The organism is Kitasatospora sp. NPDC001159, from assembly GCF_053598235.1.
Genome location: NZ_JBSFJV010000003.1, coordinates 25,234 through 47,785 on the forward strand (window position 1 = coordinate 25,234; position 22,552 = coordinate 47,785).

Annotated in this window: 21 protein-coding genes; 15 read left to right on the plus strand and 6 right to left on the minus strand. The window is 72.9% G+C overall.

What is annotated here, in order from left to right; translation table 11 throughout:
- Position 1: 1 nt before the first annotated feature.
- The 10 genes from ACWC9T_RS02625 to ACWC9T_RS02670 all read left to right on the plus strand — a co-directional run bounded on the left by ACWC9T_RS02625 (position 2) and on the right by ACWC9T_RS02670 (position 9,681).
- Complete coding sequence (locus ACWC9T_RS02625) at positions 2-88, plus strand: class III lanthipeptide (protein WP_449819344.1); 87 nt, start codon at positions 2-4, stop codon at positions 86-88.
- A 54-nt stretch (positions 89-142) separates the two neighbouring features.
- Positions 143-229 carry a class III lanthipeptide gene (locus ACWC9T_RS02630; protein ID WP_402812937.1) on the plus strand — a complete coding sequence of 29 codons (87 nt, stop codon included), beginning with the start codon at positions 143-145 and terminating at the stop codon, positions 227-229.
- Positions 230-283: 54 nt separating this feature from the next.
- On the plus strand, positions 284-370 hold the full coding sequence (locus tag ACWC9T_RS02635; protein WP_449819345.1) for a class III lanthipeptide: 87 nt from the start codon (positions 284-286) through the stop codon (positions 368-370).
- Positions 371-425: 55 nt separating this feature from the next.
- Positions 426-512, plus strand: a complete 87-nt coding sequence (locus ACWC9T_RS02640) for a class III lanthipeptide (RefSeq protein WP_402812940.1) — start codon at positions 426-428, stop codon at positions 510-512.
- A gap of 103 nt (positions 513-615) precedes the next feature.
- A complete protein-coding gene (locus ACWC9T_RS02645) occupies positions 616-2,571 on the plus strand; it encodes an FtsX-like permease family protein (RefSeq protein ID WP_449819220.1) in 1,956 nt (651 codons plus the stop codon).
- On the plus strand, positions 2,568-3,839 hold the full coding sequence (locus ACWC9T_RS02650; protein WP_449819221.1) for an MFS transporter: 1,272 nt from the start codon (positions 2,568-2,570) through the stop codon (positions 3,837-3,839). The genes ACWC9T_RS02645 and ACWC9T_RS02650 overlap by 4 nt, the downstream gene beginning before the upstream one ends.
- Positions 3,832-5,805 carry a prolyl oligopeptidase family serine peptidase gene (locus ACWC9T_RS02655; protein WP_449819222.1) on the plus strand — a complete coding sequence of 658 codons (1,974 nt, stop codon included), beginning with the start codon at positions 3,832-3,834 and terminating at the stop codon, positions 5,803-5,805. The genes ACWC9T_RS02650 and ACWC9T_RS02655 overlap by 8 nt, the downstream gene beginning before the upstream one ends.
- 36 nt (positions 5,806-5,841) lie before the next feature.
- Entirely contained in the window at positions 5,842-6,651 is an 810-nt protein-coding gene (locus tag ACWC9T_RS02660; protein ID WP_449819223.1) for an ABC transporter ATP-binding protein, read from the plus strand.
- Between the two features lie 25 nt (positions 6,652-6,676).
- Positions 6,677-8,743: a thioredoxin domain-containing protein gene (locus ACWC9T_RS02665; RefSeq protein WP_449819224.1), complete on the plus strand. Its 2,067-nt coding sequence runs from the start codon at positions 6,677-6,679 to the stop codon at positions 8,741-8,743.
- 74 nt (positions 8,744-8,817) lie between these two features.
- Complete coding sequence (locus ACWC9T_RS02670) at positions 8,818-9,681, plus strand: GNAT family N-acetyltransferase (RefSeq protein ID WP_449819225.1); 864 nt, start codon at positions 8,818-8,820, stop codon at positions 9,679-9,681.
- Between the two features lie 5 nt (positions 9,682-9,686).
- Here ACWC9T_RS02670 and ACWC9T_RS02675 read toward each other — a convergent pair whose 3' ends face one another.
- Positions 9,687-10,055 carry a hypothetical protein gene (locus ACWC9T_RS02675; RefSeq protein WP_449819226.1) on the minus strand — a complete coding sequence of 123 codons (369 nt, stop codon included), beginning with the start codon at positions 10,053-10,055 and terminating at the stop codon, positions 9,687-9,689.
- Positions 10,056-10,120: 65 nt separating this feature from the next.
- Here ACWC9T_RS02675 and ACWC9T_RS02680 point away from each other — a divergent pair, with 65 nt between their 5' ends.
- Positions 10,121-11,860 (plus strand): alpha/beta hydrolase, encoded by a 1,740-nt coding sequence (locus ACWC9T_RS02680; RefSeq protein ID WP_449819227.1) that lies wholly within the window; start codon positions 10,121-10,123, stop codon positions 11,858-11,860.
- A gap of 28 nt (positions 11,861-11,888) precedes the next feature.
- Positions 11,889-12,491, plus strand: coding sequence for a hypothetical protein (locus ACWC9T_RS02685; RefSeq protein ID WP_449819228.1), 603 nt, complete (start codon positions 11,889-11,891; stop codon positions 12,489-12,491).
- A gap of 91 nt (positions 12,492-12,582) precedes the next feature.
- On the opposite strand, the gene ACWC9T_RS02690 is transcribed toward ACWC9T_RS02685, so the two are convergent.
- Both ACWC9T_RS02690 and ACWC9T_RS02695 read right to left on the minus strand, forming a co-directional pair.
- Positions 12,583-13,239, minus strand: coding sequence for a TetR family transcriptional regulator (locus ACWC9T_RS02690; protein WP_449819229.1), 657 nt, complete (start codon positions 13,237-13,239; stop codon positions 12,583-12,585).
- 8 nt (positions 13,240-13,247) lie between these two features.
- On the minus strand, positions 13,248-14,810 hold the full coding sequence (locus tag ACWC9T_RS02695) for an MFS transporter (RefSeq protein WP_449819230.1): 1,563 nt from the start codon (positions 14,808-14,810) through the stop codon (positions 13,248-13,250).
- Between the two features lie 321 nt (positions 14,811-15,131).
- Between ACWC9T_RS02695 and ACWC9T_RS02700 the strand changes: the two genes are divergently transcribed.
- Positions 15,132-15,671: a hypothetical protein gene (locus tag ACWC9T_RS02700; protein WP_449819231.1), complete on the plus strand. Its 540-nt coding sequence runs from the start codon at positions 15,132-15,134 to the stop codon at positions 15,669-15,671.
- Here ACWC9T_RS02700 and trhA read toward each other — a convergent pair.
- The gene (gene trhA / locus ACWC9T_RS02705) at positions 15,642-16,334 is read right to left on the minus strand and encodes a PAQR family membrane homeostasis protein TrhA (protein WP_449819232.1); all 693 of its coding nucleotides are present in this window, start codon (positions 16,332-16,334) and stop codon (positions 15,642-15,644) included. The two genes, ACWC9T_RS02700 and trhA, sit on opposite strands and share 30 nt — an antisense overlap.
- Positions 16,335-16,619: 285 nt before the next feature.
- Here trhA and ACWC9T_RS02710 point away from each other — a divergent pair, with 285 nt between their 5' ends.
- On the plus strand, positions 16,620-18,446 hold the full coding sequence (locus tag ACWC9T_RS02710; protein ID WP_449819233.1) for a phosphoenolpyruvate carboxykinase (GTP): 1,827 nt from the start codon (positions 16,620-16,622) through the stop codon (positions 18,444-18,446).
- A gap of 152 nt (positions 18,447-18,598) precedes the next feature.
- Here the strand turns inward: ACWC9T_RS02710 and ACWC9T_RS02715 are convergent, their stop codons facing one another.
- Positions 18,599-19,813 (minus strand): pyridoxal phosphate-dependent aminotransferase, encoded by a 1,215-nt coding sequence (locus ACWC9T_RS02715; RefSeq protein ID WP_449819234.1) that lies wholly within the window; start codon positions 19,811-19,813, stop codon positions 18,599-18,601.
- 248 nt (positions 19,814-20,061) lie between these two features.
- Here ACWC9T_RS02715 and ACWC9T_RS02720 point away from each other — a divergent pair, with 248 nt between their 5' ends.
- Complete coding sequence (locus ACWC9T_RS02720) at positions 20,062-20,775, plus strand: prepilin peptidase (protein WP_449819235.1); 714 nt, start codon at positions 20,062-20,064, stop codon at positions 20,773-20,775.
- A gap of 107 nt (positions 20,776-20,882) precedes the next feature.
- On the opposite strand, the gene ACWC9T_RS02725 is transcribed toward ACWC9T_RS02720, so the two are convergent.
- Complete coding sequence (locus ACWC9T_RS02725; protein ID WP_449819236.1) at positions 20,883-22,454, minus strand: chitinase; 1,572 nt, start codon at positions 22,452-22,454, stop codon at positions 20,883-20,885.
- Positions 22,455-22,552: the final 98 nt, after the last annotated feature.

A 22,552-nucleotide genomic window follows, 5' to 3' on the forward strand; every position in this document is an offset into this window, starting at 1 on the left:
AATGGCCAACGTCCTGGCGCTGCAGGAGCTCGACGAGGAGATCGTCGTCGACGCCCCGTTCAGCTCGGTCAGCGTGTTCAGCTGCTGATCGCGACCGCCCGGTACCGGACCCCGACGAGACGGCGAGGGGAGGTGACTCGAAATGGCCAACGTTCTCGCGCTGCAGGAGCTCGACGAGGAGATCGTCGTCGACGCGCCGTTCAGCTCGCTCAGCTACTGGAGCTGCTGATGCCGGTCGTCCGGCGTCACGTCCCGACGTGACGGTGGGGGGAGGTGACTCGAAATGGCCAACGTTCTCGCGCTGCAGGAGCTCGACGAGGAGATCGTCGTCGACGCGCCGTTCAGCTCGATCAGCGCCTTCAGCTGCTGATTCCGGCAGCCCGGTAGGCAACCGGTGTGACGAGTTCGAGAGGGGGTGACTGGAAATGGCCGAGGTTCTCGCGCTGCAGGAGCTCGACGAGGAGATCGTCGTCGACGCCCCGCTCAGCTCGTACAGCCTGTTCAACTGCTGACCCGCGCGGTCCGGCAGTACCGGGTGACGGGAAGGGGAAGGCCGCGGCGCATGCGGCCTTCCCCAACCCTGCATCCTATTAACCGTTTTGGGGTGAGATAACCGTGACCGTGGCATCGGAGTCGACTTCCCGCCGAAGCGGCCCGCTGGGCGGGCTGCGCCTGTGCGTCGCCGAAGTGCAGGCGTACCCCGGGCGGGTCATAGGCGTCGCGGTCGCCTGCGCGCTGACCGCCACCGGGGTGGGCGCCTGCCTGGTGCTGCTCGCGGCGGTGAGCCGCCCGTCCTATCCCGAGGGCTCCGCGGCCGCCGAGGCGGCCCGCGACGCGCAGAACCTGCTGGGTCTGCTGTTGTCGCTGCTGCTGATGTCGGCGGTGCTGGTGACCGGGTCCACGGTCGCGCTCTGGACCAACCAGCGGCTCGGGCAGTTCGCCGTGCTCCGGGCTCTGGGGGTGACGGCCGGTCGGCTGCGGGCCCTGGTCGCCGCGGACGTCGCGCTGGTCGCGCTCGGCCCGTCCGCCCTCGCCGCCGCGGCCGGGGTGGCGCCGGCGGCCGGGCTCGGACGGCGGCTGCTGATCGACCGCGAGCTGTTCCCCGCCGGAGTCGACCTGCCGCCCGCCGGGCTGACCCTGGCGGTCGCCCTCGGCGCGTGCCTGGGCACCTGCGCGGTCGCCGTCCTGGCCGCGCTGGCCAGCGTGCTGGCGGCCGGTCGGATCCAGCCGATCGATCTGCTCAAGGACCAGTCGCTGGCCCTGGCCCCGCCCCGCCGCAACCGCGCCCGACTGGCGGCGGGCATCGCCATGGTCCTCCTGCTCTGCGGCCCGATCCTGGTCGTGATGGTCGCGATGGACATGCCGCCGGTGCTCCAGGGCGCGATGGTGCTGGGCCTGGCCACGGTCTTCATCCCCACGCTCGCGGTGCTGGCGCCCTGGTTCGTGCCGCTACTGACCGGCCCGGTCTGCGTCCTGCTGCAGCTGCTCGACCGGCGGGCCGGGCGCATCGCTGCCGCCGGGCTGCGAGCCGCGCCCGCCCGGACGGCGGCGATCGCGGTGCCCGTCCTGCTGGCCGTCGGCACGGTGGTTTGCCTGCTCGGCTCGGGGGCGACCATGGGGGCCGCCGTGCAGCAGCAGACCGAGCAGGCGTTGCGGGCCGACGCCGTGGTGACCGCAGAGCCGGGCAGCAGGCTGCCCGCCCGGCCCGCCGGCCTGCCCGGCGGCACCGCCGCCGCGCCGATCGCCACCGAGGTGACCGCGCCGCCCAGCTTCTACGACAACAAGCCCCGGCCCACCCGCGCCTGGGGTGCCGACGGGGCGGCCCTGCGGAGCGTCCTGGACCTCGGTGAACAGCAGGGCCGGCTGGACGAGTTGGCGCCCGGCACGTTTGCCGCCGGCAGCACCGAGACCGCCTCGCGCCATTGGAAGCTCGGCCAGAGCGTCACCTTCAAGCTCGCCGACGGACAGGAGGCCCAGCTGCGGCTCATCGCCGTCTACCAGCGGGACCTGGCCTTCCCGTCGTTCGTCCTCCCGGCCGACCTCGCCCTCGCCCACACCCCGGCCCCGCACGCCGACCGGGTGCTGCTCCGCGGCGATCCGAGTGGCTGGGAGCTTCGGTCCGGCCAGCGGCTCGCCACGCGGGCCGACTACCTGGCCCACCTGCGGCCGCGCAACGTGCAGGACGACCTGGCCTCCCGGCTGATCGTCTCCGTGGTGGCTGGTTACGCGCTACTCGCCGTCGCCAACACCTGCGCCATCGCCCAGCGGGACCGCCGCTCCCAGCGTGCCCACCTGCGGGCTCTCGGCGTCGGTCGCGGGCAGCTGCTGCGCTGCGTGGTGTACGAGGTGCTCGCCTCGGCGCTGGTCGGGACGGTCCTGGCGGTGATCACGGCCGGGATCTGTCTGGTGCCGCTGGCCCGGGCGGTCGGACAGGGGCCGCTGCCCGCCTTGGACGTGCCGTGGACGGTCGGCGTGCTGCTCGGGATACTGGTCACCACAGCCGTCCCGGCGACGCTGGCGGCTCGTCCACTGCGTGGCATCCAGCGGCAGTTCGCGGCAGGCTCGGCGTGAGCGGGGCGGGCGGCCGGGCCCTGGGCCGGTCGTTCTGGCTGCTGTACGGCGGCGAGTCGGCCTCGGCCCTCGGCACCGCCGCCTCGGTGATCGCCCTCCCGGTGGTCGCCCTGCGGGCTGGCGGCGACGTCCGGCAGGCCGGCCTGGCCGGCACGGCGCTGTCGCTCGGGGTGCTGCTCGCCCGGCTGCCGGGCGGCGTCATCGCCGACCGTTGCGAGCGGCGGACCCTGCTGCTGGTCTGCGACCTGGCCGGGGCCGCGGTGCTGGCCGCCCTGGCCCTGCTGGCCTCCGGCGGTTCGACACCGCTGTGGGCGCTGCTCGCCGCCGCCCTGCTGCTCGGTGCGGTGGGCAGCACCCTGGCGCCCGTCGAGAACGTCGTGGTGCGCTCCTTCGTCCGGCCCGAGCAACTGCCCCGGGCGATCGGACTGCTGCAGACCAGGGCGGCCGTCGCGACCACCGCCGGCCCGCTGGCCGGCGGCGCGCTGCTGGCCGTCCACCCGGCCTGGGTGTTCGCCGTCGATGCCGGCAGCTATCTGACGGCCGCCGGCTGCGCGGTGTTGCTGCCGAGGGGCGTGCGGGAGCGACCCGAGGCCGGGCCGGGGGTACGGACCGCGCTGTCCGAGGGCGTCCGGTTCATCTGGCGGGTGCCGTTCCTGCGCTACGCGGCGGTCAACGCGGCCGTGCTCAACCTGGTGTTCAACGGCCTGCTGATCGTGGTGGTCGCCTCGGGCGGGGACGCCCTGGGCGTCGGGGTGTTGACCGCGGCCCTCGGCACCGGCGGGCTGGTCGGCTCGCTGCTCGCACCGGTCCTGGCCCGGCGGCTTCCACCCGCCCGCGGCATCGCCCTGGGTACGGCCGTGGTGGCGCTCGCCCTGCCCGGCTTCACGGCGGCCCGGGGGCACTGGTCGGCCGTCCTGCCGCTCGCCCTCGCCGCGGCCGCCGGACCGGTGGTCACCGTGCTGGTCGCGGTGACCCAGATGGCCGTCACCCCCATGGAGTTGCAGGGCCGGGTGCACAGCGGCGTCGGCTTCCTCGCGCAGCTGGTCGCCCCCGCCGGGCCGACCCTGGCGGGCCTGGGCGCCCACGCCTTCGGACTGACCGGCACGGTGGCCGGCGCGGCCGCGGTCGTGGTGGCCCTCGCCGCGGTCGGCCTGGTCGCCACCGCCGGCCTGGCCGCCACCCCCGGCCTGGCCGACGGTCGGCCGGGCGCGGCCGAGGACCTTCCGGAACGACGCAGCGACGACCCCGTGGAGACCGTCCGTGGCTGAACTCGACGACACCCAAGCACCGTTGTCGCCGGCGGACGCGTACCGCTGGCTGGAGGACGCGGACGCCCCGCGCACCCGGTCCTGGCTCGCCGCCCAGCAGCGCCTGCTGGACGAGCGCCCGCACCGGGGTGACGAACCTGCCTGGGCCGCGCTGCTCGACCGGGTCGAACGGGAGGCACCCGACCGGACCCCCACCCCGCCCACCGAGGCGGGCGGCCTGCTCTTCCGGCACGAGCGGGGCCCCGACGGCGACCGGCTGACCGTCCGGCACCCGGACGGCACCGGCCGAGCACTGATCGAGGGCGTCGGCCGCAACGGCGACCGGATCGCCGACTGGCGCCCCGAGCCCCGAGGCCGCTTCACCGCCGTCCAACTGCACCGCGACGGCGCGGAGAACGGCGGCCTGCACCTGCTCCCCACCCGCCCCACCGGCCGGCCGGGCCAACTGCCCGACGCGGCGCCCTACGCGAGCCTCGCGTTCACCGGGGACACCCTGGTGTATACCGCCGGCACCCGCACCGAACACACCCTGGCGGCCCGCCACCTGCGCGACGGAACCACCCGCCGGATCGCCCTGCCGGTACCCGGCCCGGTCCGGCTCACCCTGCACGGCGGGCCAGGCGGCCACCTGCTGCTGCGCACCCGTCCGCAACCGTCCGGCCCGGTGCGCTGGTGGGCCACCCGGTGGACCGGACGGGCGGAGCCCGACTGGCAGCCGCTCGACCTGGCGGGGTGGCGGGTCACCGCGGTGGACCTGAACGAGACCGCCTGCTTCCTCGCCGCCGAAGAACTGCTCGTGCTCGACCTGGCCGAGGTGGCCCGAGGCGCCGTGGACCGGTCCACCGCGGTGGCGGCCGGCGGCGCGGTCAGCGCCCTGCGGGTGCTCGGCCCCGGCCGGACGCCCCGGCTGGCGGTGCTCCGCCGCACCGGCACCGCCCACCGGCTCGACCTGCACCGGCCGGGCGAGCCACCGGACGACGCCACCGCCCTGGCCTGGCCCGCCCGACTGCGCCTCGGCGCCGGCCCGTACGACCGGGAGGGGCAGGTCGGCGGGGCGGTCTGGCTGCTCGCCGACGACCCCCGGTACGGCACCTGGACCAGGCGCCTGGACGGCACCGGACCGATCGCCCCGCCCGAACACCGGGCGGCGCTGCGCACCCTCACCGCGCCCGGCCGGGACGGCACCCCCGTCCCGGTGACGGTCTGCGACCCCCGGCCGGAGGACCGCGACCGCCCCGCGCCCACCCTGCTCACCGTCTACGGCGGTTTCGGCATCCCGCTGGAGCCCAGCTGGGACCCCGCCCTGGAGGCCTGGCTGCGGGCCGGCGGCCGGATCGCCTGGGTGCACGCGCGCGGTGGCGGCGAACTCGGCCCCGCCTGGGCGGCCGCCGGGCGCGGCGCCGGCAAGAACACCACCGTCGACGACTTCCGCGCCGCCGCCGCGATGCTGGTCGAACGCGGCGAGGCCCCGGCCGGCCGGCTCGGCGCGATCGCCGCCAGCAACGGTGCGCTGGTGGTCGCCGCCGCACTCACCCGGGAGCCCGGGCTGCTCGCCGCGGCCGTCTGCGTGGCCCCGCTCACCGACCTGGCCCGCTACCAGACCGGCGGCCTCGGCCGGCTCTGGACCGAGGAGTACGGCGATCCGGCCGACCCGCTGGCACTGCGGGCACTGCTCGACTACTCGCCGTACCACCGGGTGGTGCCCGGTACGGCGTACCCGGCCGTGCTGTTCGCCACCGGGGCGGGCGACGCGCGGGTGCCGCCCTGGCACGCCTGGAAGCTCTGCGCCGCCCTCGGCCGGGCCACCACCGGGGAGGCGCCGGTCCTGCTCGACCACCACGACAGCGGCGGGCACCAGGGCCGCCCGGCCGCGGCCGGGCGGGAGCTGGCGGCCCGCTCGCTCGCCCTGCTGGGTGCCGCCACCGGCCTGAGACCACCGCCCGGCCCGGCCGGACCGCAGCCCTGAACCTTCGCCCGCGCCCAGTCGAGGAGAGCACCACCCATGACCGAGACCCCGTCCCTCCCCGGAGGCCACCCCCGGCCCCCCGCCACCGCCGCCCCGACGGCCGCTGCGGCCGTCGACCTGACCAAGGTGCACGGGGCGGGCGACGCCCGGGTGGTGGCGCTGGAACGGGTCTCGGTGGCCTTCCGGGCCGGTGAGTTCGCAGCGATCATGGGCCCGTCCGGCTCGGGCAAGTCCACCCTGCTCCAGTGCCTGGCCGGACTGGAGTCCTGCACCTCGGGTACGGTCCGGATCGGAGACACCGACCTCGCCCGGCTGAGTGACCGCCGGCTCACCAGGCTCCGCCGCGACCACCTGGGCTTCGTCTTCCAGTCCTTCCACCTGATCCCCACCCTGACGGTGCTGGAGAACATCACCCTGCCGCTCGTCCTGGCCGGCCGCACCCCCGACCGGCAGTGGCTGCGCACCGTGATCGACGCGGCCGGCCTCGGACCGCGCCTGGCCCACCGCCCGGCCCAGCTCTCCGGCGGCCAGCAGCAGCGGGTCGCCTGCGCCCGGGCGCTGGTCGGCCGACCGCGGGTCGTCTTCGCCGACGAGCCGACCGGCAACCTGGACTCCCGCTCCGCCGCCGAGATCCTCCACCTGCTGCGCCGGTGCGTCCGGGAACTCGGTCAGACCATCGTGATGGTCACCCACGACCCCATCGCGGCCGGCCACGCGGACCGGGTGGTCTTCCTCGCCGACGGCCGGATCGTCGACGAACTCGCCGCGCCCACTCCCGACCAGGTGCTCCGGCGGATGCGCACCTTCGACACCAACCTCGGGATCAGCCACTGGTCCGTTCCGTAGCCCCGGATGCGGGAGGATGGGAGGCATGCCGAACCGTCTCGCGGACGCGACCTCGCCCTACCTGCTGCAGCATGCCGAGAACCCGGTCGACTGGTGGCCGTGGGGGCCCGAGGCCTTCGCGGAGGCGGAGCGGCGCGGAGTGCCGGTGCTGCTGTCCGTCGGCTACGCCGCCTGCCACTGGTGCCATGTGATGGCGCATGAGAGCTTCGAGGACGCCGGGCTCGCCGAGTACCTGAACGAGCGGTTCGTCGCGGTCAAGGTGGACCGGGAGGAGCGGCCGGACGTCGACGCCGTGTACATGGAGGCCGTGCAGGCGGCGACCGGGCAGGGCGGCTGGCCGATGACGGTGTTCCTCACCCCGGCGAAGGAACCGTTCTACTTCGGCACGTACTTCCCGCCGAAGCCCCGGCACGGGATGCCGTCCTTCCGGCAGGTGCTGGAGGGCGTGGACGCCGCCTGGCGGGACCGGCGGCAGGAGGTCGGGGAGGTCGCTGGCCGGATCCGGGCCGACCTGGCCGAGCGGGCCGCCGTCTACTCGGCCGGAGCCCACCACCCGCCGGGCGAGGCCGACCTGCACCAGGCGCTGGTCGCCCTCAGCCGGGAGTTCGACCAGAACCGCGGCGGCTTCGGCGGGGCACCCAAGTTCCCGCCGGCCATGGTGGTCGAGTTCCTGCTGCGCCACCACGCCCGCACCGGCTCGGAGGCGGCACTGGAGATGGCCGTCCGCACCGCTGAGGCGATGGCACGCGGCGGCATCCACGACCAGCTCGGCGGCGGCTTCGCCCGGTACTCCGTGGATGCGGAGTGGATCGTGCCGCACTTCGAGAAGATGCTCTACGACAACGCCCTGCTGCTGCGCGCCTACCTACACCTGTGGCGGGCCACCGGCTCCGCACTCGCCCGACGGGTCGCGCTGGCCACCGCCGACTTCCTGCTGCGCGAACTCCGCACGCCCGAAGGAGCGTTCGCCTCCGCACTGGACGCCGACAGCCTGGACGAGGAGACCGGCGCCACCGCCGAGGGCGCCTACTACGTGTGGGAGCCGGGCCAGTTGGTCGACCTGCTCGGCCCGGCCGACGCGGCCACCGCCGCCCGGCTGTTCACCGTCACCGCCGACGGCACCTTCGAACACGGCACCTCCGTACTCCAACTCCTCGCCGACCCCGAGGACTTCACCGAGGACCCCGCCGAGGGCCGCACCGAGTACGAGACGATCCGCGCCCGGATGTTCGAGGCCCGGGCGACCCGCCCCGCCCCGGCCCGCGACGACAAGGTGGTCGCCGCCTGGAACGGCCTCGCCATCGCCGCACTCGCCGAGACCGGCGCCCTGCTGGACCGCCCCGACCTGGTCGACGCCGCCGAACGCGCCGCCGACCTGCTGCTCGCCGTCCACCTCACCCCCGACGGGCGGCTGCTGCGCACCTCCCGGGACGGCCGGGCCGGCGCCAACGCGGGCGTCCTGGAGGACTACGCCGACACCGCCGAAGGCTTCCTCGCCCTGTACGCCGTCACCGGCGAGGCCTCCTGGCTGCAACTGGCCGGCGGGCTGCTCGACACCGTGCTCAAGCACTTCACCGACGAGGCCTCCGGCGCGCTCTACGACACCGCCGACGACGCCGAGGAACTCATCCGCCGCCCGCAGGACCCGACCGACAACGCCACCCCGTCCGGCTGGACCGCCGCCGCCGGCGCCCTGCTCGGCTACGCCGCGTACACCGGCTCCGACCGCCACCGCACCGCCGCCGAGCGCGCCCTCGGCATCGTCGGAGCGCTGGCCGGGCGGGCCCCGCGCTTCATCGGCTGGGGCCTGGCCGTCGCCGAAGCGCTGCTCGACGGGCCGCGCGAGATCGCCGTCGTCGGCCCGGCCGGCCACCCGGCCACTGCGGCGCTGCGGCGGGCCGCTCTGCTGGGGACGGCGCCGGGGGCCGTCGTCGCGGTGGGGGAACCGGGGGACACCGAAGTCCCCCTGCTGGCCGACCGGCCGCTGGTCGGCGGGGCGCCCGCCGCGTACGTGTGCCGGCACTTCGCCTGCGAGGTGCCGACCACGGAGCCGGCGGTGCTGGGGGAGCGGCTCGGGGCCGTGCTCGGGTAACGGCGGCCGGGTAACGGCGGCTGGTGGGCGAATAATCGCTGGCGGGTGGAGGCCGGTCGGGGCGAGCATGGGCCATGACCTGGACCCTCAGTACGTCGCTCGACGACTTCCGTGATCAGGCGGGCGATTTCCTGGCCGCCCGCCCGGCCGAGAACACCGTCCTGCTCACCATCACCCACCGGCTGGCCGAGGCCGGACTCGACGTGTTCGGGGAACGCCCGCCGGTCTTCGGATGGTGGCGTGGCGGGGACGGCGGCCCGGTCGAGGGCGCCTTCCTGCAGACCCCGCCCTTCCCGCCCCGACTCTCCGCCATGCCGCCAGCCGTGGCGGCCGAGCTGGCGGTGCGACTGGCCGCCGCCGGAGCCGAGTTCACCGAGGTGACCGGGATCGGCGGCGGAGCCGAGGCGGCCCACGCCTTCGGCGCGGCCTGGACGGCCGCCACCGGTGCCGAACGGACCGTCAGTGTCAGCGAACGGCTCTACCGGCTCGGCGAGTTGACCGACCCGCCGCGCCCGCCGGCCGGCCGCCACCGGCTCGCCGAACCGGCCGACCGCGAGCTGGTGATCCGCTGGTACTACGAGTTCCTGGCCGAGGTCAAGGTCCGCCTGCCCGACGTGCCCAAGGCGGTCGACGAGAAGATCGCGAACGGCGGCCTCCACCTCTGGGCGGACGACGGCCGCCCCGTCTCCGTCGCCGGCACCAGCCCGGTCCTCGCCGGCATGTCCCGCATCGGCCCGGTCTACACCCCCGCCGACCTCCGCGGCCACGGCTACGCCAGCGCCGTCACGGCGGCCGCGTCCGCGCATGTGCTCGGGCTGGGGGCGCAGGAGGTGCTGCTGTACACGGACCTCGACAATCCGATCAGCAACTCGATCTACCAGCAGATCGGGTACCGGGCGGTGGAGGACGCCGTGGTCCTGGACTTCGAGGCGCGGTAGGGGAGTTATGCGTTCTTGGTCAGGTGTCCACCGGTCACGCCGGCCACCTTGGTGTCGAAGGGATCGGAAGCCGCCGTCGTGGTGGGCGGCGGCAGGTGGTCGGCATTCAGGTACGTCTGCGCACAGCTGATGAGGTTGCCCCCGGCCGACTTCATGTCATTGGAGAGCCCGTCCAGCAGCGCCTTCCAGGCGCTGCTGGACCCCGTCAGCGCCGCCCCGCTCTGCCAACCGGCCAGGCTCCCGGCCGCCTTGGCGCTCGGCTCCGCCAGCTTCGCGGTTTCCTCGGGGACCTTCCCGGCCACCGTCACCGCGTTGTTGCCGGCGGCGGTCAACTCGCCGGGCTTGACCGTGAATCCCTTGCCGTCAGCCATCATGTCCCCCGGTGTCACTGTGGCAGTCGTAGAGGTTATGGTAGCGCCGAGTATCGGGGGGAACACTCATGGCTGATCCAGGCCAGAAGGCGGGGGCGAGCCGCCTCGATTTCACGAGCTTGAAGAACGTCAAGCCGGAGGACCTGCACGCGGCGGGGGACGCGTACGACGCGCTGCACAAGGCGTACGCGCAGCACACCTCCGACTGGAAGAGCGGCACCACAGACCGGGTGCACGGGTCCGGTTGGAGCGGACCGGCCGCCGACGCCGCGATCCCCTCGCTGGACGCGACCACCACCCAGCTCCACGCCGCCGAGACCGAACTGGCCTCGATCGGCCAGACCCTGCGGGACTACGCGGACCTCTTCGCGCTCGCCCAGTCGAAGCTCCGGCAGGCCGTCCTGGATGCCGGCACCAAGGGTCTGACAGTCAGCGACGACGGGACGGTGAGCTGGCCCGCGTCGAGCGGACCGGTGGACGCGGGCCAGGACGGGAAGCAGAAGGCCGCGGCCGAGGACATCTCCAGGCGGATCGGCGCCGCCATCACCGAGGCGAGCGCGGCCGACCAGGCACTGGCCGGACTGCTCAACGGCTTCACCCAGCACGCCACCAGCAAGTCGGGCCTGACGCTCGCGGTCGCCGAGGCCGACCAGAAGGCGGCGAGCGGTCCGGGCGCGCCCTACCTGAGGGACATGCCAGCCGTGGGGGCGCCTCCGACGGAGGTCAACAGCTGGTGGAACAACCTCGGCCCGGACGGGCGCCAGTGGTTCATCGACCACCACCCGGAGAACATCGGGAACCTGGACGGGATCCCGGCGGAGGTGCGGGACCAGGTCAACCGGCGGTACCTGGACAAGCGGATGAACGAACTCAAGGACAAGAAGGACCGGACGAAGGAAGAGGACGCGGAGTACAAGAAGCTCAGGCCCATCTGGGACCGCCTCGACCAGGATGCCAGGGCGACGGACGGTAGGCCGCACACGTACCTGATCGGCATCGACACCGAAGGCCAGGGCCGCGCGATCCTTTCCTTCGGCAACCCCGACACCGCCACCGACATCTCGTCGTACGTGCCCGGCATCACCACCACCCCCGACTCGCTCGGCCCGGCGAAGCCGGGTACCACACCCGGCACCAACGAGGCGGAGAACGCGCTGAACGTCTGGCGGGAGGCCAACAAGAAGGTCAAGCCCGGTGGATCGGTGGCGTCCGTCATCTGGCTCGGCTACGACCCACCCGACATCGACATCAGGGCGACCACGCCCAAGCAGGCGTTGAACGGCGCGCCCGATTACGCGAGGTTCGTCACCGGACTCCGGGCGGCCAACACGAGCGGCCAGTGTCCACACATCACCTCGGTGGGGCACAGCTACGGCTCGCTCCTGGTCGGACAGGCCACGAAGATGGCCGCCCACCATGGAAACTACACGCTGCCGGACGACGTGGTGATCATCGGAAGTCCTGGCGTCGGCGTGAAGCATGCTTCGGACCTGGGGATGCCCGCCGGCCATGTGTGGGCAGGTGCAGCAACAACGACCCGGTCACTCAGATTCCCTCGGCGGCGGCCGCGTCGGTGCCTTGGCCCTTTGGCGGGGTGGTCGGGTCTGACCCGCACGACCTCTGGTACGGGAGGGACCCGTCGAGCGACTCGTTCGGAGCCAAGCGGTTTACCGTCGACGGCTGGAGCAAGTCGTGGAGCTGGGTGGACTTCGGGATGCACACCAAGTACCTGGCCCCGGAGACGGGCGGTCCCTCGCTGGGCAACGTCGCCGCGATCGTCTCAGGCAAGCCCGATGACGTTCATCTGACTGAGGGCCGATGACGGCCCGAGGGAAGGTGATCGGTTCGATCGTGCTGTCGTTCGTCATCATGGTGGCCGTCGGCTCGGTGCTCTTCGTCAACGGGTACGGGCCGTTGGCGCTGGCGGATCGATCAGGCCGGTTGGGGGATGGCGAGGCGAAGGGCCGGATCGACCATGCCGTGCGCGCCACCATGAACGGGATATCGCCCTCACTCACCTACACGGGGGCTGAGTTCGAGGTGGAGAGGGAGCGCGATCTTTGGGACGGCGAGCCGAGCATGGGATCGACTGTCACCGAGATCGTCACCGTTCGTACCGTGATCTCGCGGGCGAAACTGCTGGTCCTGATGGACCAGGTGACCCAGGCCTGGAAGGCACTCGGGAACCGAGTCGCCCATCGATCGGATCCCTCTGATGAGATCCAGTCCGTGAGGGGGGTCGGAGAGCTGGATGGTGAGACGTTCCTGACGTTCCTCGCGAGGGCGCAGCAGGATTCAACCTATCTGTTGACGTTCAGCGCAGAGGTCTATGGGGCGCTGTACCAGCCCGCCGATGAGTACGAACCAGTGTCCCCGCTCGCCAGAACGTCGCCCGGTGCCAGGCGTGACCCCGTCGACGACCCGTACTGGTCGCACTGACCTCCACTGCTCCCAGTCAGGCGGAGCACCCGCTGACACCGAGCGGGGTCCGGCCGGTCGGGCCGGGCCCCGCTTTCCCGCAGGTCGGGGCTCACACCCCGGCGAAGCCGCTCCCGAGCAGGGCGAAGGTGTGGTCGACCAGGTCCGCGATGTCCTCCCGGCCGTCGCCCGCGGCCCACTGCAGGACGGCCTCGGTGGTGGCGGCGCCGATGGCGGCGGCGGTGACCCGCATCTCGTACGTGGGCTCCTCGACGCCGGCCCGTCGGGTGAGGACGGTGATGTAGAGGTCCCGCGGGCTGTTGCCGGAGCGGTCCAGTCCGGCGCGCAGCGCGGGGACCTCGGTGACCAGCCGCATCCGGGTCAGCAGCTCCTGGCGCTCGTGCTGGAGCAGGGCGCGGATCAGGCCGATGAGGGCTTCCCGGCAGGAGGTGAGGAAGGGCTCGTCGGCGGGGCGGGCCAGCAGGGCGGAGACCATCGCCGGGTCGTACTCGTCCGAGAGGACGAGGTCGTCCTTGGTGGCGAAGTAGCGGAAGAAGGTGGACGGCGAGACCTCGGCGGCGGTGGCGATCTGTTCGACCGTGGTGTTCTCGTAGCCCTGTTCGATGAAGAGCCGGTAGGCCTCGCGGCGGATGGTCTGCCGGGTCTTCAGCTTCTTGCGTTCGCGCAGCGACAGCGGCGCCTCCAGCAGCGCCTGGACCGGGTTGGTCGGGGCGTCCGGGAGGGCCGCGGTCGGCTGCTTGGGAGTCATACCGACGATTATCGGCGATCTCCCGCGGCGGCGGGTTCGGGTGCGTCCGCGGTCTGGTCGCCCGCTCGGTCGGCCGGCATCCGGGCCGCGACGAGCACCGCCGAGACGACCGCGACCAGGCCGGCGACCAGCAGCACCACGCCCATCCCGTGCACGTACGCCGCGTGCGCGGAGGCGCTGAGCGCCGACCGCCCGGTGGCCCGGGCGACGGCGTCGGCGGCGACCACCGACTTGCCGGCTCGGTGCGCCGCGTCGGCCGGCAGGCCGCCGGTGTCCAGCGCGCCGCGGTAGGCCCCGGCCAGCAGGCTGCCGAAGGCGGCGATGCCGATCGCGCCGCCGACCTGCCGCAGGGTCTGGAGCAGTCCGGAGCCGACCCCGGCCTTGGCGGGCGGCAGGGTGATCAGGGCGGAGGCCTGGGCGGTGATCAGCGACAGGCCCATCCCCAGGCCCAGCACGGTGAGCCAGATCGCGGCGCGCCCGTACCCGTCGGAGGCGCCGGTGCGGCTGCCGAACAGCAGGGCGCCGCCGAGCAGGGCCAGGCCGAGGGTGATCACGGTACGGGCGCCGACCCGGCTGACCAGCCGGTCGCTGAGCCTGGCGGCGATCAGCAGGCCGAGCATCATCGGCATCAGTCGCAGCCCGGAGCCGAGGGCGTCCGCGCCGAGCACGCTCTGGAAGTAGAGGGGCAGCACGAAGAAGGCGCCGAACAGGACGAGCGAGATCAGCGTGGCCGCGACCGAGGACCAGCGGAAGGTCCGGTCGGCGAGCAGGGCGAGGTCGAGCATCGGGTCGCTCCGGCGGCGGCTGCGCAGTACCAGCGCGGTGAGCGCGAGCACCGAGCCGACCAGGGTGCCGACCACCAGCGGGTCGCCCCAGCCGGTGTCGGCGCCCTCGATGATGCCGTAGGTGAGCGCGCTCAGTCCGGCGGCGGCGAGCGCGGTGCCGGGCAGGTCCATCCGGGGCGCGGCGGGGTTGCGGCTCTCCGGCAGCAGCAGGACGCAGGCGACGATGCCGATCGCGGTCAGCGGGATGTTGATCGCGAAGATCGAGCCCCACCAGAAGTGCTGGAGCAGGAAGCCGCCGATCAGCGGCCCGAGCGGGGCGCCGCCGGCGAGTGCGGCGGCCAGGATCGCGGTGGCCCGGCGTTGTTCGGCGGCCGGGAACAGTCCGGGGATGACCGCCATGGACATCGGCATGACGAGCGCGCCGGCCAGGCCCATCAAGGCGCGGGCGGCGACCAGGGTGCCGGGGGAGTCGGTGAGCATGCCGACGGCGGAGGCGAGTCCGAACAGGGCGAGGCCGGCGGTGAGGGTGCGGCGGCGGCCGTAGCGGTCGCCGAGCAGGCCGGCCGGGAGCATCGCGGCGGCGAACACCACGGTGTAGGCGTCGACGATCCACTGCTGCTGTCCGGTGGTGGCCTGTAACTGCGAGGCCAGCGTGGGCAGGGCGACGTTGAGGATCGTCATGTCGAAGCTGATCACCAGGACGCTGAGGGCGACGGCGACCAGGGCGAGCCACCGGCGCGGGTCGGTGACCTCGGTGGTGGCGGTAGCGGGCGGAGTGGCGGGCACGGTGACCTCCAGGGCCCTCCGAAGGGAAGTCTCTATCAAATGACAGTAACTCTCAAAAGGGACTGGCAGTCAATATGATTCCGGACAGTAGCGGCGTGACCTCACGGGCACACTCCGTGATGCGTCCTGGAAGTGCTGCTTCCGCACGTGGAATTGACGCAACGTTGATCTGTCGTTCGCCGCCTGGAGGCTGCCCCGGGTGACTGTCGGTAGATAGCATGTGGCAATCGGTCAGTGCTGGCCGACGCGTGCCGAGAGCGGAGAAGGGGTGGGGCGGCAGGAGCCGACCACGAGCCCGGCGCCGGGAAAGGGGAAGCCGAAGTGGCCGACAGTGACGACAGGCAGGCGAGTGCCCAGGTGCGGGGCGCGGCCGCGGTGGTGAGCTCGGCGCTGGCCGTGGTCGCCGCCTATCTGATCAACGGCGCCGCGCTGGTCCTCGGCGTCGCCGGGGTCGAGGTGCTGCTGCTCATGGTGTACGTCGGCCGCCGCTGGCGCGCGCTGCACCGGCAGCCCTCCCCGGCCGGGCACCGCCGGCTGCGCGGCACCCCGGATGCGGCGCACTGCGAGCGCTGCCGCCGGGCGCGCGAGGCGCTGGACGCGCGGCAGGCGCGCGGGCGGGGCGCGGATGCCGTGCGCCCGGAGCCCGAGCCGGAGTTCGCGTCGGAGTCGGCCGAGCTCGCGCGGGCCCAGCAGCCGGAGTCCGGCGCGGCCGACCGCCAGCCGTACCCGCGCCGCCCGCAGGGCCGGGCCCCGTACGAGTGGCCGTGGACAGCGGAACGGGCGGCCGTCCGGTCCGTGGACCGCACGACCGCCCGTCGAAACGCGCCGGGTTCAGCCGGCCGTGCTGTACGCCACCAGTGAGATGCCGACGTACTGCACGATGAAGGCTCCGAGGGTGAAGGCGTGGAACACCTCGTGGAAGCCGAACCAGCGCGGTGAGGGGTTGGGCCGCTTGAGCCCGTACACCACGCCGCCAATGCTGTAGAGCACCCCGCCGACGATCATCAGCACCAGGACGGCCACCCCGCCGGTGCGCAGGAAGTCCGGCAGGAAGAACGCGGCGGCCCAGCCCAGCGCTATGTACACCGGCGTGTACAGCCAGCGCGGCGCGCCGACCCAGAACACCCGGAAGGCGATCCCGGCGAGCGCCCCGCCCCAGACCGCCCACAGCAGTACCTGCCGGCTGTCGCCCTTGAGCAGCAGGATCGTGAACGGCGTGTAGGTGCCCGCGATGATCAGGAAGATGTTCGCGTGGTCCAGCCGGCGGAGCACGGCGTCCCCGCGCGGGCCCCAGTCGAAGCGGTGGTAGACCGCGCTGACCCCGAACAGCAGCCAGGCGCTGACCGAGTAGATCGCGCAGGCGACCTTGGCGGGTGTGGAGTCGGCCAGGCAGATCAGCACGATCCCGGCCGCGACCGTGGCGGGGAACATCCCGGCGTGCAGCCAGCCACGCCACTTCGGCTTGCTCTCCCTGCTCTCGGCAGGGTCCTCCGCGAGGCGCTCGGCGAGCGCGGCAGCAGTCATGCACAGCATGTTACCCGTTACCTACGGATCCGTAGGTTACTGGCGCGTAATGAAGTGGCGATCGTCACTCTTGGACGTTATGGAGTATTTGAAGTGTGGCCCCGCGCACTCCGGCCGGGGCGTGAACGACCTGTTACTGGCTAGTAATCGTACTTACTGTAGTAAAAGATGCGTCAATTTCGCCGCTGCGCCGCATTCAGGCCCGAAGTCCGGGGCTACGCTGCAAGCACCCTCAGACCCCCGCGACGCCGCCTCCTCGCCGAGTCGGCGTGAAACGGAGCGATCGTGTCGTACGAGATCTCTGCTCTCAGCGCATCCGCGCCCACCCGCCACAAGCAGCTGCTCGCTTGGGTGAGCGAGATCGCCGAGCTCACCCAGCCGGACCGCATCGAGTGGTGCGACGGCTCCGACGAGGAGTACCAGCGCCTCGCGGACCTGCTGGTGGCTCAGGGCACCTTCAAGAAGCTCAACGAGGAGAAGCGCCCCAACTCCTACTACGCCGCCTCGGACCCGACGGACGTGGCGCGCGTGGAGGACCGCACCTACATCTGCTCCGAGCAGGAGAAGGACGCCGGCCCGACCAACAACTGGAAGGCCCCCGCCGAGATGCGGGAGGTCTTCCAGGGTGAGAAGGGCCTGTTCCGCGGTGCGATGAAGGGCCGCACGATGTACGTCGTGCCCTTCTCGATGGGCCCGGTCGGCTCCCCGCTGGCCGCGTACGGCGTCGAGATCACCGACTCCGCCTACGTCGCGGTGTCGATGCGCGTGATGACCCGCATGGGCCAGGCCGTGCTCGACCAGCTCGGCGAGGACGGGGACTTCGTCAGGGCCGTGCACACCGTCGGCGCCCCGCTGGCCGAGGGCCAGGCGGACGTGCCGTGGCCGTGCAACAGCACCAAGTACATCTCGCACTTCCCGGAGACCAAGGAGATCTGGTCCTTCGGCTCCGGCTACGGCGGCAACGCCCTGCTCGGCAAGAAGTGCTACGCCCTGCGCATCGCCTCGACCATGGCCCGCGACGAGGGCTGGCTGGCCGAGCACATGCTGATCCTGAAGCTCACCCCGCCGTCCGGTGAGGTCAAGTACGTCGCGGCCGCCTTCCCGTCGGCCTGCGGCAAGACCAACCTGGCCATGCTCCAGCCGACCGTCCCGGGCTGGAAGGTCGAGACGATCGGCGACGACATCGCCTGGATGCGCTTCGGTGCCGACGGCCGCCTGTACGCCATCAACCCCGAGGCCGGCTTCTTCGGCGTCGCCCCCGGCACCGGCGTGGACACCAACGCCAACGCCATCGACACCCTCTGGGGCAACACCGTCTTCACCAACGTCGCCCTCACCGACGACGGCGACGTGTGGTGGGAGGGCCTGACCGAGGAGCCCCCGGCGCACCTGATCGACTGGCGCGGCAACGACTGGACCCCCGAGTCCGGCACCCCGGCCGCCCACCCGAACGCCCGCTTCGCCGTCCCGGCCGCGCAGTGCCCGACCATCGCCCCGGAGTGGGAGGACCAGGCGGGTGTGCCGATCTCGGCGATCCTGTTCGGCGGCCGCCGCGCCACCGCCGTCCCGCTGGTGACCGAGTCCTTCGACTGGCAGCACGGTGTCTTCCTCGGCGCCAACATCGCCTCCGAGAAGACCGCCGCCGCCGAGGGCACCGTCGGCGAGCTGCGCCGCGACCCGTTCGCGATGCTGCCGTTCTGCGGCTACAACATGGGCGACTACTTCGCCCACTGGCTGAAGGTCGGCGCCCAGGCGGACGCCACCAAGCTGCCGAAGATCTACTACGTCAACTGGTTCCGCAAGAACGCCGAGGGCAAGTTCGTCTGGCCCGGCTACGGCGAGAACAGCCGCGTGCTCAAGTGGATCGTCGAGCGGCTGGAGGGCACGGCCGAGGGCGTCGAGACCCCGATCGGCGTGCTGCCGACGGTCGACGGCTTCGACCTCGGTGACCTGAAGCTGTCCAAGGAGGACCTCGACCTGCTCTTCACCGTGGACGCCGACATCTGGCGCCAGGAGGCCGCGCTGGTGCCGGCCCACCTGGAGCTGTTCGGCGACCACACCCCGAAGGAGTTGTGGGACGAGTACCGGAGCCTGGTCGCGCGCCTCGGCTGAGCCTCAGCCGAGCGAGAGGTGGGCGCGCGGCACGAACCGCGCGCCCGCCGAGTGACAGGACGGCCGGAGTTCCGGCGGGCGGTCTTTCCCCGACCAAGGAGACCGCCCGGACCGGGACTCCGGCCGTAGTGCTTTTCCGGATCCGTGCGGGCTCACGGCTGGGTGTAGCCGCTGAGGAAGTCGCCGATCCGGGTCACCGCGTCGGTGATCTCCTCCGCCCGGGGCAGTGTGACCAGCCGGAAGTGGTCCGGCTCGGGCCAGTTGAAGCCGGTGCCCTGGACCAGCAGGATGCGCTGGGAGCGCAGCAGGTCCAGCACCATCTGGGCGTCGTCCTTGATCTTGTAGACCTTCGGGTCCAGCCGCGGGAAGGCGTACAGCGCGCCCTTGGGCTTGACGCAGCTGACCCCCGGGATCTGGTTCAGCAGCTCGTACGCCGCGTCGCGGGAGGCCAGCAGCCGACCGCCGGGCAGCACCAGGTCGCGGATCGACTGTCGGCCGCCGAGCGCGGCGGCCACCGCGTGCTGGGCGGGCATGTTGGCGCACAGCCGCATCGAGGCCAGCACGGTCAGGCCCTCGACGTAGCTGTGGGCGCGGTTGCGGTCGCCGGAGAGCACCATCCAGCCGGAGCGGAAGCCCGCGACCCGGTAGGCCTTGGACAGCCCGTTGAAGGTGACGCAGAAGAGGTCCGGGGCCAGGGTGGCCAGCGGGACGTGCTCGGCGTCGTCGTAGAGGATCTTGTCGTAGATCTCGTCCGCGTAGACCACCAGCTGGTGCCGGCGGGCGATCTCGACGATGCCCTCCAGCACCTCGCGCGGGTAGACCGCGCCGGTCGGGTTGTTCGGGTTGATCACCACGATGGCCCGGGTCCGGTCGGTGACCTTGGCCTCGATGTCGGCCAGGTCCGGGTACCACTCGGCCTGCTCGTCGCAGCGGTAGTGCACGGCGGTGCCGCCGGCCAGCGAGACCGAGGCGGTCCACAGCGGGTAGTCCGGCGCCGGGACGAGCACCTCGTCGCCGTCGTCCAGCAGCGCGGTCATGGCCAGTTGGATCAGCTCGGAGACGCCGTTGCCGAGGAAGACGTCGTCGACGGAGAGCCCGTGTAGGCCGCGGTCCTCGTAGTGCATGACCACCGCGCGGCGCGCGGAGAGCAGGCCCTTGGAGTCGCCGTACCCGTGCGCGTTCCCGAGGTTGCGCAGGATGTCCTGGAGGATCTCCGGGGGCGCCTCGAAGCCGAAGGTGGCCGGGTTGCCGGTGTTGAGCTTGAGGATGCGGTGGCCCTGTTCCTCCAGCCGCATCGCCTCGTCGAGTACCGGGCCGCGAATGTCGTAACAGACATTGGCGAGCTTGCTGGACTGGATGACCTGCATGCCTGCTTACTTTAGGGGCACGCGTCGGGTGTCCTGGGACACGGGTGAACGCGCCCCGAGCGGCCTCCTTGGATCGACAGGCGGCGGCGTTCGACCGCCTTCCAAACCGGTGGCCGAATGTCCTAAATGGTCCTGTATGTGAGGAGCTCGTGCTGGATTCCGCTCGGAACGAGACGGACGGCACACTGCCCGGTCGCCCGGCGCGGGAGGATGTGGCCGGTGCGTCGGATCGAGGAGGAGGTGCGCCGGTGGTACCGGTCATGACCGCGGCGGTGCTGGTCGGACTCCTGGTGGCCCCGCCGTTGCGCGGGCTGATCGCCTACTTTGCCGTGCCCGAGGGCGAACCCTGGTGCGAGGCCTGCCCGTTGTGCGGGCGCGCGGTGCGACTGCTGCCGCCGACCGGGCGCTGCCCGGGCTGCCGGGGGAGGCTGGGCGCCGGCGCCGGGACGGTGGAGGCGGTCGCGGCGGCGGTCGCGGTCGCGGTGGCGTACGCGGCGGACGGGCCGCAGACGATGGCCCTGGGCTGGGCGGGCGCGCTCGGCGTGGCACTCGGCTTCGTGGACGCGCGGGTGCGCCGGCTGCCGCACCTGCTGAACCTGGCGCTGCTCGCCGGGGTGGCCGTACTGCTGACGGTGGCGGCCCTGGCCGAGGGGCGCCCCGGGGTGCTGGTGCGCTGCCTGCTGGCCGCGCTGACCGTCGGGATGCTGCTCGAACTCGCCGTCTGGGCGAAGGCGTTGGGCCCCGGGGACTCCCCGCTCGGGTTCGCCCTGGGCGGGTTGCTGGGCTGGTACGGCTGGCCGGTCGCGCTCGCCGGGCTGTTCGCCGCGCTGGTGCTCGCCGGGCTCTGGGCCACCCTGCTGGTCGTCGCCGCGCTGGCCCGCCGCCGCAAGGTGCGCGGACGGGACGTTCCGGTGGGCCCGTTCCTGCTGCTCGGCGCCCTCGTCGCGGTACTGGCCGGATAGCGGACGGGGCCCGTCGTACCGGAGTCGGTACGACGGGCCCCGCCGTCGGTGCGCGGGCCCCACCCTCAAGGAGCTGCGCGCCGAGGGGAGTTACGTCCCGGAGGGCCTCACGGCATCTTGTGGACGAACGGGCCGACCGCGTCGGAGAAGGCGTTGCCGTTGTTGGCGTCCCAGTTGGTGGACCAGGTCATCGCGCCCCGGATGGTGGGCCACTTGGCCGGCGGCACGAAACTGCCGCAGTTGTTGCCGGTGGCCAGGCAGTTCAGCGCGTTGTTCACCACCGACGGGTCGACGTAGCCGCCGCCGGCCGCCTTGCCGGAGGCGGGGACGCCGATGCCGACCTGGTCGGGCCGCAGGCCGCCCTGGATGTGGGTGCAGACCTGCGAGGTGATGAAGTCGATGGTGCCCTGGTTGTAGACCTTGCCGTCGCAGCCGTTCATGCCGCCCGAGTTGTAGAACTGGGTGTTGACGACGGTCAGGATGTCCTTGGTGTTCAGCGCCAGCTGGAAGTAGGCGCCGGAGGTGCTGTACATCCCGATGGTCTCGGGGGCCATGGTCAGCACGAAGCCGGGGCCGACCTTGGCCTGCAGGGCGTGCAGCGCGTCGCCGAGCGGGCCGGCCTGGACGCCGTTCTCCAGGTCGACGTCGATGCCGTCGAAGCCGTAGTCCTTGATGATCCCGTAGGCGCTGTTGGCGAAGTTGGCCCCGGCGGTGGCGTCGCCGACGGTGATCGCGCCGTTCTGGCCGCCGATGGAGAGGATGACCTTCTTGCCGGCCGCCTGCTTGGCCTTGATGTCGGCGCGGAACTGGGCGTCGGTGTAGCCGCCGAGCGCCTTGGACAGGCCCGGGTCCAGGGTGAAGCTGATCGCGCCGGTCTGGGTCGGCACGGCGTCGGCGAAGGAGACCGCGATGATGTCGTACGCGTTCTGCACGTCGCTCAGGCGCTGCGGGGTCGAGCCGTTGTCGAAGTTCTGCCAGTAGCCGGTGACCACGTGGGCGGGCAGGCCGGTGGCCGGCGGGGTGGTCGGGGTGGCCGTGGGGGTCGGCGTGGTGGTCTGGGTGGGCGTCGCGGTGGGGGTGGCGGTGGCCGTCGGGGTCGGGGTCGGCGTCTGGGTGGGCGTGGCCGTCGGCGACGGGGTGGGGGTGCCGCCCGGGCCGACCAGCGCGACGTCGTCGGCGAGGTAGGCACTCTGCCCGTACCAGCCGTGCAGGTAGACCGTGACGCTGGTGGCGTTCGCCCCGGTGGTGAAGGTGGTGGACAGCTGGTTCCAGCTGTTCTGGTTCGACCAGGTGGACGGGTCGGTGCCACCGGTGCCGCGCGCGCCGAGGTAGACGTAGGAGCCCTGCACCCAGGCGCTCAGGGTGTAGCTGGTGTTGGGCAGCACGCTGATGGTCTGGGTGCACTCGGCCGTGTCGCCCGCACCCGGGGTGGCCTGCAGCGCGCCGGTGCCGGAGCGGGCCGGCGAGGGCACCGTGGTCGCGGCGCCGCTGCAGGACCAGCCGCCCAGTCCGCTCTCGAAGCCGCCGTTGGTGACCAGGTTGCCGACCGCCGCGCTGGCGCCGCCGGCGAAGAGGGCGAGGCCGCCGCCGGTCAGGGCGAGGGCGGTGGCACCGGCCGCGACGGCCGGGAGGGGGCTGCGCCGGCGCTGGTGGGCGGGCTGGTTCGGCGTACGGGCCATGGGGCGACGCTCCTGGGGGAGGAGCGGCCGCCGCGGTGGGGGGCGCGGCGGCCGCGTGTGGGGGAGGGGAGGTCCGGGGTGAGCCTTGCGGGACGCGG